Raw genomic sequence first — 14,771 nt, 5'->3', positions numbered from 1 at the left:
GAGTTATTCACTTTAGAAACTTATACTTACTGTGGATATATTGTGGATATATATAGTATAATGTTGTTAGGGAAATGGGATTAATAAATGAAAGAACGCAAATCAGGAGGTTCGTGGTGAAAGAAAACAAGGTTATTTTAAAGCGGCAATCTACTCGCGTATTTTTTAAGAATGGGGATACGGATTTTTTCTTTAATTGGTTGCTAGGAATCGGTGAAGTTTTTGGCTTCTCTCATGGAGAGCTGTATTATCTTGCTCAAAAGTTAGGTAATTCACCAAAGCCTGATGACTGGAAAAATGTATTTTTATCGCATGTAAACTATCTTGAACAAGCAGCAAGTAATTCAGGATTGAGTGAACAAACAAAGGCGCAGTATTATCTTGCACAGACCTACTCACTTCGCTCGGCAATCCAGTTTACCGATCCATTTTCTGAAGAGTATTTATCGACCGTTCGTCAAATGGAGAAGGTGTTTTCTAGTGCAATTCATTCACTAGGTGCACCGATTGAAAAATTAACTATTCCCTATCAGGGTTCTTACTTGCCTGGGTATTATCTGCATAGCGGCGATAATTGCCCAACGCTAATCATGATTGGTGGAGGTGATACTTATCGCGAAGATTTATTTTACTTTGCAGGATATCCTGGATGGATACGAAATTATAATGTTTTAATGGTTGACCTTCCCGGTCAAGGGAGCAATCCTAGTAGAGGGCTGGTCTTTGATGTGGATGCCTCTATTCCAATTTCATTATGCATAGACTGGTTGGAAAATAGAAATCCTAAACTAAATTATTTAGCCATTTATGGTGTCAGCGGAGGGGGATATTTTACCGCACAAGCTGTTGAAAAGGATCCAAGAATTCATGCTTGGATTGCTAGTACCCCTATTTACGACGTTGCAGAACTTTTCAGAAAAGAATTTGGATCAAGTTTGAAAGCACCTAGTTGGTTAATAAATGCCATTTTAAAATTAGCTGGAAATTTGAATGAATCAGCAAATTTGAATCTTAAAAAGTATGCATGGCAGTTTGGTACTTCTGATTTTAAGAGTGCTATTGATGATGTATTTAACTATGCAAAGATTGTAGATTATCAAAAAATTCAATGTCCTTGCCTGTTTATAATGGGAAAGGGAGAAGGTACTGAGCTGCAACGACAAACTAAGGTAATTTATGAAGCGCTTAAATCTAAAAATCCGCAAACTAAACTTCAGGTTTTTGAGTCCGAAAGCGGTGCAGATGCTCATTGTCAAGTCAATAATTTAAGACTCGCCCATAATATCGTTTTTGATTGGTTGGACACTTTATTTGAATGGAATCAATCAAAGTTTTAGTTCTACTTATACCACTTAGATATATCTACCTTTTTACTGTTAGGGGCTACAAACTTATTTTACTTTAAGTAGCAAATTGGATAAATTCTCTACTGTTGAAGGTAATATTCTTTTAATAATTAGTGCCCAAATTTCCCATAGTACCTGTATGATAGAAAAAGAAGCAAGTTCATTTTCAGTAAAAGTCCATAAAATACTTGAAAAATTATCTAGAAGGTGATATAATACAGTCTTGTAAGGGTTATCACATATAATCCAAATAAGAAACAATTAAAGGAGAGTCAAACTATGGCTTCTAAAGATTTCCACGTAGTGGCAGAAACAGGTATCCACGCACGTCCAGCAACATTGTTGGTTCAAACAGCTAGCAAATTTGCTTCAGATATCACTCTTGAGTACAAAGGTAAATCAGTAAACCTTAAATCAATCATGGGTGTTATGAGTCTTGGTGTTGGCCAAGGTGCTGATGTTACAATTTCAGCTGAAGGTGCAGATGCTGACGACGCAATCGTTGCTATCACTGAAACTATGGAAAAAGAAGGATTGGCATAAGGAAAATGACAGAAATGCTTAAAGGAATCGCAGCATCTGACGGTGTTGCAGTTGCAAAAGCATATCTACTCGTTCAACCGGATTTGTCATTTGAGACTGTTACAGTCGAAGATACAAACGCAGAAGAAGCTCGCCTTGATGCCGCTCTAAAAGCATCACAAGACGAGCTTTCTGTTATTCGTGAGAAAGCAGTAGGTACGCTCGGTGAAGAAGCAGCTCAAGTTTTTGACGCTCACTTAATGGTTCTTGCTGACCCAGAAATGATCAGTCAAATCAAGGAAACAATCCGTGCGAAGAAAGTGAATGCAGAAGCAGGTCTGAAAGAAGTGACAGACATGTTTATCACTATCTTTGAAGGCATGGAAGACAACCCATACATGCAAGAACGTGCAGCGGATATCCGCGACGTAACAAAACGTGTATTGGCAAATCTCCTTGGTAAAAAATTGCCAAACCCAGCTTCTATCAATGAAGAAGTGATCGTGATTGCGCATGACTTGACTCCTTCAGATACAGCTCAATTGGACAAAAACTTTGTAAAAGCTTTTGTAACCAACATTGGTGGACGTACAAGCCACTCAGCTATCATGGCGCGTACACTTGAAATCGCGGCAGTATTAGGTACAAACAACATCACTGAAATTGTTAAAGATGGTGATATCCTTGCTGTTAACGGTATCACTGGTGAAGTGATTATCAACCCAACTGATGAGCAAGCGGCAGAATTCAAGGCTGCTGGTGAAGCTTATGCGAAGCAAAAAGCTGAATGGGCACTTTTGAAAGATGCTCAAACAGTGACTGCTGATGGTAAACACTTTGAATTGGCTGCTAATATCGGTACTCCAAAAGACGTTGAAGGTGTCAATGCCAACGGTGCTGAAGCTGTTGGTCTTTACCGTACAGAGTTCTTGTACATGGATTCTCAAGACTTCCCAACAGAAGACGAGCAGTACGAAGCTTACAAGGCTGTACTTGAAGGAATGAACGGTAAACCTGTTGTCGTTCGTACAATGGATATCGGTGGAGATAAGGAACTTCCTTACTTCGATATGCCTCACGAAATGAACCCATTCCTTGGATTCCGTGCACTTCGTATCTCTATATCTGAGACTGGAGATGCTATGTTCCGTACACAAATCCGTGCCCTTCTTCGTGCGTCTGTTCACGGTCAATTGCGTATCATGTTCCCAATGGTTGCGCTCTTGAAAGAATTCCGTGCAGCGAAAGCAGTCTTTGACGAAGAAAAAGCAAATCTTCTTGCTGAAGGTGTTGCAGTTGCGGATAATATCCAAGTTGGTATCATGATCGAAATCCCAGCAGCAGCAATGCTTGCAGACCAATTTGCTAAAGAAGTTGACTTCTTCTCAATTGGTACAAACGACTTGATCCAATACACAATGGCAGCAGACCGTATGAACGAACAAGTTTCATACCTTTACCAACCATACAACCCATCAATCCTACGTTTGATTAACAACGTTATCAAAGCAGCTCACGCTGAAGGTAAATGGGCTGGTATGTGTGGTGAGATGGCTGGTGACCAACAAGCTGTTCCGCTTCTTGTCGGAATGGGCTTGGATGAGTTCTCTATGTCTGCAACATCAGTACTTCGTACACGTAGCTTGATGAAGAAACTCGATACAGCTAAGATGGAAGAGTACGCAAACCGTGCCCTTACAGAATGCTCAACAATGGAAGAAGTTCTTGAACTTCAAAAAGAATACGTTAATTTTGATTAATCGAAAAGTCCTTGCAACCCAGTTGCAGGGATTTTTTTAAAGAATTTTCAAAAAAATCTTTCTTATAGAAAGTCCAATCTTGAAAAAGTAGTGGAGAATAAAAAATACTTAACCAGTTCATAAAATTCTTGACAAGTTGCAAATTTAGGAGTAAACTATTAACCAGTTAAGTATTAGAGAGGAGTTTCTACAATTTAGAAATGAATTGCAACTAGGAATATCAAAAAGAAAGAGAGTTTCGATGAAAATTAACAAAAAATACCTTGCTGGTTCTGCGGCAGCTTTAATTTTAAGTGTTTGTTCTTACGAGTTGGGACTGTATCAAGCCAGAACAGTCAAGGAAAATAACCGTGTGTCTTATGTTGATGGTAAACAGGCTGCGCAAAAAACGGAAAATCTGACTCCTGATGAGGTTAGTAAAAAAGAAGGTATCAATGCCGAACAAATCGTCATCAAGATAACAGACCAGGGCTATGTCACTTCACACGGCGACCACTATCATTATTACAATGGCAAGGTTCCTTACGACGCTATCATCAGTGAAGAGTTGCTGATGAAGGATCCAAACTACCAGCTCAAGGACGAGGATATTGTCAGTGAAATCAAGGGTGGTTATGTTATCAAGGTAGATGGAAAATACTATGTTTACCTTAAGGATGCAGCCCATGCGGATAATGTCCGTACAAAAGAAGAAATCAATCGGCAAAAACAAGAACATAGTCAGTATCGTGAAGGAGGAACTTCAGCAAACGATGGTGCGGTAGCCTTGGCACGTTCACAGGGACGCTACACCACAGATGATGGTTATATCTTTAATGCCTCTGATATCATTGAGGATACTGGTGATGCTTATATCGTCCCTCATGGGAACCATTACCATTACATTCCTAAGAGTGAGTTATCAGCCAGCGAATTGGCTGCAGCAGAAGCCTTCCTATCTGGTAGAAGTGGTCAATCAAATACGCCTACTTATCGCCGTACCAATAACAACAGTGCTAGCAGCGATGTAGATAGATGGACCCCATCCTATAATAATCAAGGCAACAGCTATAGCTATACGAACACAACCAACAACAGCAACACTAACAGTCAAGTCAATCAAAGTGATGAGGATATTGATGGCCTTCTGAAACAACTTTATGCCTTGCCACTCAGTCGACGACACGTAGAATCTGATGGCCTTGTTTTTGACCCGGCACAAATCACAAGTCGAACAGCCAGAGGAGTTGCTGTGCCTCATGGGAACCATTACCATTTCATCCCTTATTCACAGATGTCTGAATTGGAAGAACGAATCGCTCGCATCATCCCACTTCGCTATCGTTCGAACCATTGGGTACCGGATTCAAGACCAGAACAACCAAGTCCACAACCGACTCCGGAACCTAGTCCAAGCCCGCAACCTGCACCAAATCCTCAACCAGCTCCAAGCAATCCAATTGACGAAAAATTGGTCAAACAGGCGGTTAGAAAAGTAGCTGATGGCTATGTATTTGAGGAGAATGGAATCTCACGTTATATTCCTGCCAAGGAACTTTCAGCAGAAACAGCAGCAGCCATTGATGGTAAACTAGCCAAGCAAGAAAGTTTAGCTCATAAGCTAGGAGCTAAGAAAACCAACCTCTCATCTGGTGATCAAGGATTTTACAATAAGGCTTATGATTTATTAGCAGCAGTTCATCAAAACTTACTTGATAATAAAGGGCGTAAAGTTGATTTTGACGCTTTGGATAAACTGTTGGAACGTTTAAATGATGAAAGCAGTGATAAAGTTAAGTTGGTTGAAGATATACTTGCATTTCTAGCACCGATTCGTCATCCAGAACGTTTAGGAAAACCAAATGCGCAAATTGCCTACACTGATGATGAGATTCAGGTAGCCAAGTTGGCAGGCAAGTATACAACAGAAGATGGCTATATCTTTGATTCTCGTGATATCACCAGTGATGAGGGGGATGCCTATGTAACTCCACATATGACCCATAGCCATTGGATTAAAAAAGATAGTTTGTCTGAAGCCGAAAGAGCGGCAGCCCAGGCTTATGCTAAAGAGAAAGGTTTGACCCCTCCTTCAACAGACCATCAGAATCCAGGAAATACGGAGGCTAAAGGAGCAGAAGCTATCTACAACCGCGTGAAAGCAGCTAAGAAGGTTCCACTTGAACGTATGCCATACAATCTCCAACATACCGTTGAAGTTAAAAACGGAAGCTTGATTATTCCTCATTATAATCATTACCATAACATTAAGTTTGAATGGTTTGACGAAGGACTGTATGAGGCACCTAAGTGGTACACTCTTGAGGATCTCTTTGCGACTGTGAAGTACTATGTCGAACATCCAAACGAACGTCCGCATTCAGATAGTGGTTGGGGCAATGCAAGCGACCATGTTCAAAGAAACCAAAATGGTCAAGCTGATAGCAATCAAACGGAAAATCCATCAGAGGAGAAACCTCGGACAGACAAACCTGAGGAGGAAAAGCCACGCGAAGAGAAACCGCAAAGTGAGAAACCAGAATCTCCAAAACCAACAGAGGAATCGGAAGAAGAATCACCAGAGGAGCCAGAAGAACCTCAGGTTGAGACTGAAAAGGTTGAAGAGAAGTTAAGAGAGGCTGAAGAGCTACTTGCAAAGTTTCAAGACCCCATCATCAAGTCAAATGCCAAAGAAACTCTCACTGGTTTAAAAAATAACCTGCTATTTGGTGCCCAGGACAACAATACCATTATGGCTGAAGCTGAAAAGTTATTGGCTTTATTAAAGGAGAGTAAGTAAAGGTAGTAGCATTTTCTAGCTCCTAAAAACAGGATAGGAGAACTAGAAAAGTTAAAATCGAAAATGAGAACAGAATATAAGTTCTAGTTCTCATTTTTTTCATGAAAATATGTAAAATATCTTGACATATAGTGTAAATAAAGATAAACTATTTACTAGTTAATTAAACGGTTAAATACTAGTTAAGGAGTAATGATGAAAAAAAGAACATTTCTATTATTAATGGCAGGTCTCTTGGTTCTTGTCTTAGGAGCATGTAGTCAAAAAGAAAATCAAGAAGCAAAAGGAATGAAGATTGTAACAAGCTTTTACCCAATCTATGCCATGGTCAAAGAGGTATCGGGAGACTTGAATGATGTACGGATGATTCAGTCAAGTAGTGGGATTCACTCCTTTGAACCGTCAGCAAATGATATTGCTGCCATTTATGATGCGGATGTCTTTGTCTACCACTCTCATACGCTCGAATCTTGGGCGGGAAGTCTAGATCCTAACTTGAAAAACTCAAAAGTTAAGGTTTTAGAAGCTTCTGAAGGGATGACGTTGGAGCGTGTACCTGGTTTAGAAGATGTAGAAGCTGGCGAAGGCATCGATGAAAAAACACTCTATGATCCACATACTTGGTTAGATCCAGAAAAAGCAGGTGAAGAAGCTCAGATTATCGCTGACAAACTTTCGGAGATTGATAGTGCCAATAAGGAAACGTATCAAAAAAATGCTAAAAACTTTATCGCTAAAGCCCAAGAATTGACTAAGAAATACCAGCCTATTTTTGAAAAAGCGAGTCAAAAGACTTTTGTTACACAACACACAGCCTTTTCTTATCTCGCTAAACGCTTTGGTTTGAAACAACTTGGTATAGCAGGGATTTCCCCTGAACAAGAGCCAAGTCCGAGACAACTAACAGAAATTCAAGAATTCGTTAAGACCTATAAGGTTAAAACCATCTTTACTGAGAGCAATGCTTCTTCTAAAGTCGCTGAGACCTTGGTCAAATCAACAGGAGTTAGCCTAAAGACACTCAATCCTTTAGAAGCAGATCCTGAAAATGATAAAACTTACTTAGAAAATCTAGAAGAAAATATGAGTATTTTAGCAGAAGAATTAAAATGAGGAAATTATGAAAATCAATAAAAAATATCTAGCAGGTTCTGCGGCAGCTTTAATTTTAAGTGTTTGTTCTTACGAGTTGGGACTGTATCAAGCTAGAACAGTCAAGGAAAATAATCGTGTTTCCTATATAGATGGTAAACAACCGAGTCAAAAGGCAGAGACTTTGACACCTGATGAAGTCAGTAAAAAAGAAGGTATAAATGCTGAGCAGATTGTCATCAAAATTACTGATCAAGGCTATGTCACTTCACACGGTGACCACTATCATTATTACAATGGGAAGGTTCCTTATGATGCTATCATCAGTGAAGAGTTGCTGATGAAAGATCCGAATTATCAGTTGAAAGATTCAGATATTGTCAATGAAATCAAGGGTGGTTATGTGATTAAGGTAGACGGGAAATACTATGTTTACCTGAAAGATGCGGCTCATGCGGATAATATTCGAACAAAAGAAGAAATCACTCGTCAGAAGCAAGAACATAGTAATAATCACGGAGGAGGTTCTAACGATCAGGCAGTAGTTGTAGCCAGAGCTCAAGGACGCTATACAACAGATGATGGTTATATCTTTAATGCATCTGATATCATCGAAGATACGGGCGATGCTTATATCGTTCCTCATGGTAATCACTTCCACTATATTCCTAAGAGTGACTTGTCTGCCAGTGAATTAGCTGCTGCTCGAGCCTTCTTATCTGGTAAAGGTGGCCAAACAAGCTCAGTTGGCTATCGTCCGTCTACAAATTCTTCTAGTAGCTCATCAGAGGCATCGAATAGTAGTTCATATGGACAAATAAATCATAGTAAAGTTGAGACAAATATTAGAGGATGGGCTCCAAGTGTTAGCTCACAAGTGGATAATAGTTATCAAGCAAGTCCAAGTGAAGATGTATCTAGTCTCTTGAAACAACTTTATGCCTTGCCGCTCAGTCAACGACACGTGGAATCAGATGGACTTGTCTTTGATCCAGCGCAGATTACAAGAAAAACTGCGAATGGTGTTGCAGTGCCACACGGAGATCATTATCACTTCATCCCTTATTCTCAAATGTCTGACTTAGAGCAGAAGATTGCGAGAATGATTTCTGTAAAAGGACAAAATAACGGAAACAACAGGCCAGTAAATACTCAAAAGTCAACAAACAGTACAGTTGAGCATACATTTTTAGGAAATTCAATTAAGGCTTATGGTAAAGGTCTGGATGGCAAACCATACGATACTAGTGATGGATATGTATTCAGTAAAGATTCTATCTATTCAGTTGATAAATCAGGCATTATAGCGAGACATGGAAATCATTTCCATTATGTGGGATTTGGAGAGTTAGAACAGTTCGAATTAGATGAAGTTAGCAAGTGGATGAAGGAAAAAGGCCAACCTAATGAGAGTGTTATTCCTTCAGAGAATATGGATAACAAAGAAAAACCAAAATTTGATTCAAAAAAAGTGACTGGTAAAGTGACTAAAGATGGTAAAGTAGGCTATGTTCTTAAAGAGAACGGAAAAGAATACTTCTACTCTCGAGATGAACTTGATCTTACTCAAATTGCTTTTTCTGAACAAGAACTCATGCTTAAGGATCGAGATCATTATCGTTATGATATAGTAGACACAGGGATCAAACCAAGATTAGCTGTAGATGTCTCAAGTTTGCCGATGCATGCAGCGAATACTACCTATGATACTGGAAGTTCATTCATTATTCCACACATTGATCATATTCATGTTGTTCCTTACTCATGGTTAGAGCCTGATCAAATTGCGACTATTAAATATGTCATGCAACACCCTGAGGTTCGTCCTGAAGTTTGGTCTAAGCCGGGTCACGAGGACTCAGGTTCCGTTATCGCTAATGTGACTCCTCTTGAAAAACGCGCTGGAATGCAGAATTGGCAAATTATCCATTCTGCTGAAGAAGTTCAGAAAGCTCTAGCAGAAGGTCGATTTGCAACTCCAGATGGTTATATTTTTGATCCGAAAGATGTATTGGCAAAAGAAACTTTTGTATGGGAAGACAAATCATTTAGTATTCCAAGAGCTGGAGGTGGTTCATTGAGAAGTATCACTAAATCCGACTTATCAGAAGTAGAATGGAAACAAGCGCAGGACTTAATAGCCAAAAGAATGAAAGAAAAGGAATCTAAAACTGAAACGTCTACACATCCTAATGAAGAATTAAAACCTGATTCAAACAATACTGAAAATAGTGATAAGAATAAGACTACTGTAGATAAAACTGAGGAGCAACCGAAGAAAAATATAGGGGAGAATGAGACTGGTACAAACAACGAAATTCCTTCAGAAAATAAAGAAATTTCCAAAGAAGAAAATGATGATGATTTACCAGACTATGGGTTAGATAAAGTAACTTTAAATGAACATATAGAAAAGTTAGCGAAAATTGCCCAAATCGATCCTAAGTTTCTAATCTTTCAACCAGATGGGGTTCAGTTTTACAATAAAAACGGTGAATTAGTGATGTATGACATTAAGACACTAAAACCAATAAAACCTTAAAAGATTTTTATTAGTTATAATCTATTCGAAAGGATATTGTTCTATTTTTGATAGAATAATGTCCTTTTCTTTATTAAAAAAGCTGGGGTTTACTGTCTTAAAAAATGAATCAAAGAGTCCTAAACAGTGATTTAATTTTTGACGATTAAAATCTTGACTTATTAAATAAAAAAAGATAAACTATTTACTAGTTAATTAAATGGTTAAACACTAGTTAAGGAGTTATGGTGAAAAAGAGAACGATTTTAGTATTGATGATCAGTGTATTGGTTCTAGTATTAGCTGCTTGTGGTCAAAAGGAAAGTCAGACAGGTAAAGGGATGAAAATTGTGACCAGTTTCTATCCTATCTACGCTATGGTTAAGGAAGTATAATGAGGAGATGATAAAAATGAAGAAGAAATACCTTGCAGCAGGATTGGCTCTTGTCCTTTCCCTAAGCCTTTGCATCTATGCATTGAACCAACACCAGGTAGAAGGAAACAAAGATAATAACCGTGTGTCTTATGTCGACGGGAAGCAAGATTCTCAAAAAACAGAGACCCAGACACCAGATCAAGTTAACAAAAAAGAAGATATTCAGGCTGAACAAATTGTTGTGAAAATTACCGATCAAGGTTATGTGACTTCACACGGTGATCATTTCCATTATTACAATGGTAAAGTTCCTTTTGACGCGATTTTCAGCGAAGAACTGTTGATGAAAGATGTCAATTATCAACTGAAAGACGCTGATATTGTCAATGAAATCAAAGGTGGCTACATTATCAAGGTGGATGGTAAGTATTATGTCTACCTTAAAGATGCGGCTCATGCTGATAACATTCGTACGAAGGACGAAATTGAGCGCCAAAAACAAGGTCATACTCACGATGCACCAACTTCTAACAGTGCAGTGGCGCTTGCGCAATCTCAAGGTCGTTATACTACAGATGATGGCTACATCTTTAATCCGTCTGATATTATAGAGGATACTGGAGATGCCTATATTGTCCCTCATGGTGGACATTACCACTACATTCCAAAGAGCTCCTTGTCTGCTAGCGAATTAGCTGCTGCCCAAGCCTACCTCTCTGGAACTAGAAAACAAGCAAGTGTGACTGACTATCGTCCGAGTCCAAACACAACTAGTCAAACTAGCAATCCGAGTCAAGAAGCTGAAAGACCAAGTAATCCAGAAGAGAGCTTACAGAGTCTGTTGCAGCAACTCTATGCTCTTCCAAGGAGTCAACGTTATGCTGAATCAGATGGCTTGATTTTTGATCCTGCTAAGATTTCAAGTAGAACGCCGAGTGGCGTGGCGATTCCTCACGGAAATCACTATCATTTCATCCCATATACAAAACTTTCTGCCTTGGAAGAAAAGATTGCGCGTATGATTCCTTTATCTAGCGACAGTGGGAAGCCAACACCTTTGGAAAATCCAAGCAAACCAGCAGAACATCCAGCTCAACCAGATCATCCTCATGACCAATATGGTAACCATGGAAGTCAGGATATCAACCATGAAGATCATGACCATGATGGAGAGGATCATGACCATCACCACGGTGAAGAACATGATTATGGTTTTGCAGCTGACCGTGTTATTAGTGAAGATGAGCAAGGGTTTGTAGTTTCTCATGGAGATCACGCTCATTATTTCTTTAAGAAGGACTTGACTGCAGCCCAAATCAAAGCTGCCCAAGATCACTTGAAAGAAAATCATCAGTCGCAGCACGTTCAACCACTTGCAAAGACTGTGGAAAGTTTCTCAAGAGATGCTAGCGATGAAGAAAAAATCAAGTATATCTCACAGACCTACGGAGTACCGCTCGAAGCGATTCGCATTTCAAATGGATTCTTTGTCTTTGGAAATCCGGATCAAGCCTATGATCCAACCCATATCCATCCCTATGCTGTTCGAAAAGAACATGTTCGTATTCCTCTCCAAACTGGAAACCCAGAACTGGATTTCCTAAATGAACTTTATACGACTGCCCTACGTGATGGGGTGTCTCCTTATAGTTTGCAAGTAGAAAATGGTAGTTTTGTGATTCCTCACGGCGACCACAATCACTACATCAAGGTTCAAACCAAGGGCTATGAAGTGGCTTTGAAAAATAAGATTCCGGCCCTGCAATCAGCCTATCAACCTGGGGCTTTTGATGAACGAACTGTTCTATCTAAAGTGGATCAACTGTTAGCAGATAGCAGAAATATTTACAAAGACCAGCCAATCATGCAGAGACGTGTTGAACTTGCTTTGGGGCAGTTCACCGAAAATATGAAAAAACTGGCAACAAACTCAACTGCTGGATACCTAGCAGCCTTGGATCTCTTTGACAAGCAATATATCCATGTGGATCAAAGTGTGGCACCAGTTGAAACTTCACCTTTAGATAAGAAGTATCAAGTTCTAGTAGATAAGATCAATACACTGGATACAGATACTTATGGCTTGCCTAAGAAAGATCTTTTGGTACATTTGCAAGAAGCAAAACTAGCACAAGATGAGACAGAGTTGGCTGCCATTGAAGCAAAACTGCAGGCCTTGCAAGATTTCCGAGATCGAACAGGGGTTACAACAGTAGAGTACATCAAGTATTTCTATGAACATGTGTCTGATGGTCGTTTGAGAGAAGAACTTCGGAACCGTGTTGCCCAGTTGACATGGGAACTTTACCAGTCACAATCTTTCCTCAAAGCAACCGACTTGAACAAGCTATTCCCAACTATTTACCAAACTAAGCTAGAAGTAGAAGAAGCTCTCAAAGAAGAACCCGTTTCTACAAAAGCTGGTAAGACTATTCTAGATACGGAAAAAGTAGATAGTCAAACTGCTAAGACCGCCATCTATGAATTCCTAAAAGAACTCTATGGTGATTTTATGCCAGAAGAGCGGGTTAGCCATGTTAAGAAGGAAGAAGTGGATGCTCTCCTAACTAAAGCTGCTCAACTCCTAGCACGTGTCAAAGAAGATGGTGTCAAACAATCCCTAGATGAAGAAGCAGCTAATATCAAAGCGGCTACTGAAAAGGAAAATGCAGACCTTGACGAAGCTAAAACACAACTTGAGGATCTTTTAAATCGTATTGCAGCGACTATCCAACGAGAGAAAAAAGAAGCAGAACAAGATCCACAAACGGTGATCATCTACCAAAAACTCTATAATGTCTTGCTCTCTCTTCACAAGTACTTAGAGGATAACAAAGGATCCGAAGCTGACTTTGAACGTGTCGATGCCCTTTTTGATCAACTTGCAGCCAAAAGCAGTGATAAAGAAGGTCTCCTCACTCTAGCTAAAGAAATCATTAGCTTGAACCAGGAACTTCGTTCAAAAGCAGGTGAAACTGATAGCCAATCTAAGTCTGAGAAAGACAGTGAAACAGCTGCTTCTCAACCAACAGAAAAGCAAGCGCAAAGTGAGTCTGAGCCAAGTGCTCAACAAAATGAATAAAAAGAAAGGCGAAGTAGCTGAGCTACCTCGTCTTTTTTAGTCTTTATAAGATACAATGCCAATGATGGTATCCACCGCACGCTCCATAGTCTGAAGGCTGACGTATTCAAAACGTCCATGCATGTTTTCACCACCAGCAAAGATATTTGGAGTTGGAATGCCCATAAAGGAAATCTTAGAGCCATCTGTTCCACCACGAATTGGTTCGATAATAGGCGTGATACCTAAATCTTCCATAACAGCCTTAGCAATAGTAATAGGTGTCATGTCTTTCTCAATGACTTCCTTCATATTGTAGTACTGGTCTGTCAGAGTTAAGGTCACGCGATCATTCCCAATCTCTTGATTCATCTTGTCTGCGATGGCTTGCATAGCTGCTTTACGCGCTTCAAAGGCATCCTTTTCAAAGTCACGGATGATGTAGCTTGCACGCGCCTCCTCGACACTACCTGACACATCCATAAGATGATAGAAACCTTGGTAACCGTCTGTAAGCTCTGGTCGGTCGTTCTCTGGCAGTTGATTATGAAAATCAATTGCTAACTGTAGAGCATTAACCATCTGACCTTTTGCAGTACCAGGGTGGACATTGCGCCCTTGGAAATGAAGCTCAGCAGCAGCGGCTGAAAAAGTCTCGTACTGAAGTTCACCTAGTGGGCCACCATCAACAGTATAGGCAAAGTCAACGTCAAAATCTTCTGCATCAAATTTATTGGCACCAATACCGATTTCTTCATCTGGACCAAAACCAACTCGAATCTCACAGTGTTTGATTTCGGGATGAGCAGTCAGGTATTCGATAGCAGTCATAATTTCAGCAATCCCAGACTTGTCATCAGCACCTAGCAAGGTCGTGCCATCGGTTGTGATGAGTGTTTGGCCTGGATATTTCTCCAGACTCTTGAAATCAGCAGGATCGAGTTTAAATCCAGAATCACCCAAGTCGATAACTCCACCATCGTAATTTTCGATGACTTGCGGACTAACTCCCTCAGCATTAAAGTCAGCTGTGTCCATGTGGGAGATGAAGCCAATTTTGCGTGTCAAGTTTGGAGCGTTTGCTGGTAAGGTCCCAATAGCAAAACCATTTGGAAGGTAGTAAACATTTTGCAGACCGACACGTTTCATTTCGGGAATAAGAACATTGGTCGCAAAATCTACCTGACTTTGCGTACTTGGAGTAGTAGTAGAGTGTTCATCAGAACGCGTATTAACCTTAACGTAGGTCAAAAAACGATCTAAAAGGTTCGGATAAGTCATAAAAACTCCTTTAACAATCATAAAATAGAATG

Annotated in this window: 8 protein-coding genes and 1 pseudogene; 8 read left to right on the top strand and 1 reads right to left on the bottom strand. The window is 39.8% G+C overall.

Features of this window, described 5'->3' with window-relative positions; translation table 11 throughout:
* Nucleotides 1–116: 116 nt before the first annotated feature.
* The 8 genes and pseudogenes from I6H78_RS01120 (at nt 117) to I6H78_RS01085 (ending at nt 13,479) form a co-directional block, all read left to right on the top strand.
* Nucleotides 117–1,337, top strand: a complete 1,221-nt coding sequence (locus tag I6H78_RS01120) for an alpha/beta hydrolase family protein (RefSeq protein WP_198459673.1) — start codon at nt 117–119, stop codon at nt 1,335–1,337.
* A gap of 288 nt (nt 1,338–1,625) precedes the next feature.
* Nucleotides 1,626–1,889 carry a phosphocarrier protein HPr gene (locus I6H78_RS01115; protein ID WP_198459672.1) on the top strand — a complete coding sequence of 88 codons (264 nt, stop codon included), beginning with the start codon at nt 1,626–1,628 and terminating at the stop codon, nt 1,887–1,889.
* A gap of 5 nt (nt 1,890–1,894) precedes the next feature.
* A complete protein-coding gene (gene ptsP, locus I6H78_RS01110) occupies nt 1,895–3,628 on the top strand; it encodes a phosphoenolpyruvate--protein phosphotransferase (RefSeq protein ID WP_198459671.1) in 1,734 nt (577 codons plus the stop codon).
* Between the two features lie 241 nt (nt 3,629–3,869).
* Entirely contained in the window at nt 3,870–6,407 is a 2,538-nt protein-coding gene (locus I6H78_RS01105) for a pneumococcal-type histidine triad protein (protein ID WP_198459670.1), read from the top strand.
* Between the two features lie 195 nt (nt 6,408–6,602).
* Nucleotides 6,603–7,520 carry a metal ABC transporter solute-binding protein, Zn/Mn family gene (locus I6H78_RS01100; RefSeq protein ID WP_198459669.1) on the top strand — a complete coding sequence of 306 codons (918 nt, stop codon included), beginning with the start codon at nt 6,603–6,605 and terminating at the stop codon, nt 7,518–7,520.
* Between the two features lie 7 nt (nt 7,521–7,527).
* Nucleotides 7,528–10,041 carry a pneumococcal-type histidine triad protein gene (locus tag I6H78_RS01095; RefSeq protein ID WP_198459668.1) on the top strand — a complete coding sequence of 838 codons (2,514 nt, stop codon included), beginning with the start codon at nt 7,528–7,530 and terminating at the stop codon, nt 10,039–10,041.
* Nucleotides 10,042–10,265: 224 nt separating this feature from the next.
* Nucleotides 10,266–10,412, top strand: a pseudogene (locus tag I6H78_RS01090) (adhesion protein); the annotation flags it as partial.
* A 19-nt stretch (nt 10,413–10,431) separates the two neighbouring features.
* A complete protein-coding gene (locus tag I6H78_RS01085; RefSeq protein WP_269780147.1) occupies nt 10,432–13,479 on the top strand; it encodes a pneumococcal-type histidine triad protein in 3,048 nt (1,015 codons plus the stop codon).
* 36 nt (nt 13,480–13,515) lie between these two features.
* On the opposite strand, the gene pepT is transcribed toward I6H78_RS01085, so the two are convergent.
* Complete coding sequence (pepT, locus tag I6H78_RS01080; protein ID WP_198459667.1) at nt 13,516–14,739, bottom strand: peptidase T; 1,224 nt, start codon at nt 14,737–14,739, stop codon at nt 13,516–13,518.
* Between the last annotated feature and the right edge of the window lie 32 nt (nt 14,740–14,771).

This window comes from Streptococcus oralis, from assembly GCF_016127915.1.
In the GTDB taxonomy this organism is placed as follows: domain Bacteria; phylum Bacillota; class Bacilli; order Lactobacillales; family Streptococcaceae; genus Streptococcus; species Streptococcus oralis_BO.
Note: the sequence above shows the minus strand (reverse complement) of the source record. Positions and strands in the feature narration are given on the sequence as shown.

Coding starts and splice junctions, on each gene's coding strand:
- I6H78_RS01115 (WP_198459672.1), top strand. CDS start 1,626: ATGGCTTCTAAAGATTTCCACGTAGTGGCAGAAACAGGTATCCACGCA.
- ptsP (WP_198459671.1), top strand. CDS start 1,895: ATGACAGAAATGCTTAAAGGAATCGCAGCATCTGACGGTGTTGCAGTT.
- I6H78_RS01105 (WP_198459670.1), top strand. CDS start 3,870: ATGAAAATTAACAAAAAATACCTTGCTGGTTCTGCGGCAGCTTTAATT.
- I6H78_RS01100 (WP_198459669.1), top strand. CDS start 6,603: ATGAAAAAAAGAACATTTCTATTATTAATGGCAGGTCTCTTGGTTCTT.
- I6H78_RS01095 (WP_198459668.1), top strand. CDS start 7,528: ATGAAAATCAATAAAAAATATCTAGCAGGTTCTGCGGCAGCTTTAATT.
- I6H78_RS01085 (WP_269780147.1), top strand. CDS start 10,432: ATGAAGAAGAAATACCTTGCAGCAGGATTGGCTCTTGTCCTTTCCCTA.
- pepT (WP_198459667.1), bottom strand. CDS start 14,739: ATGACTTATCCGAACCTTTTAGATCGTTTTTTGACCTACGTTAAGGTT.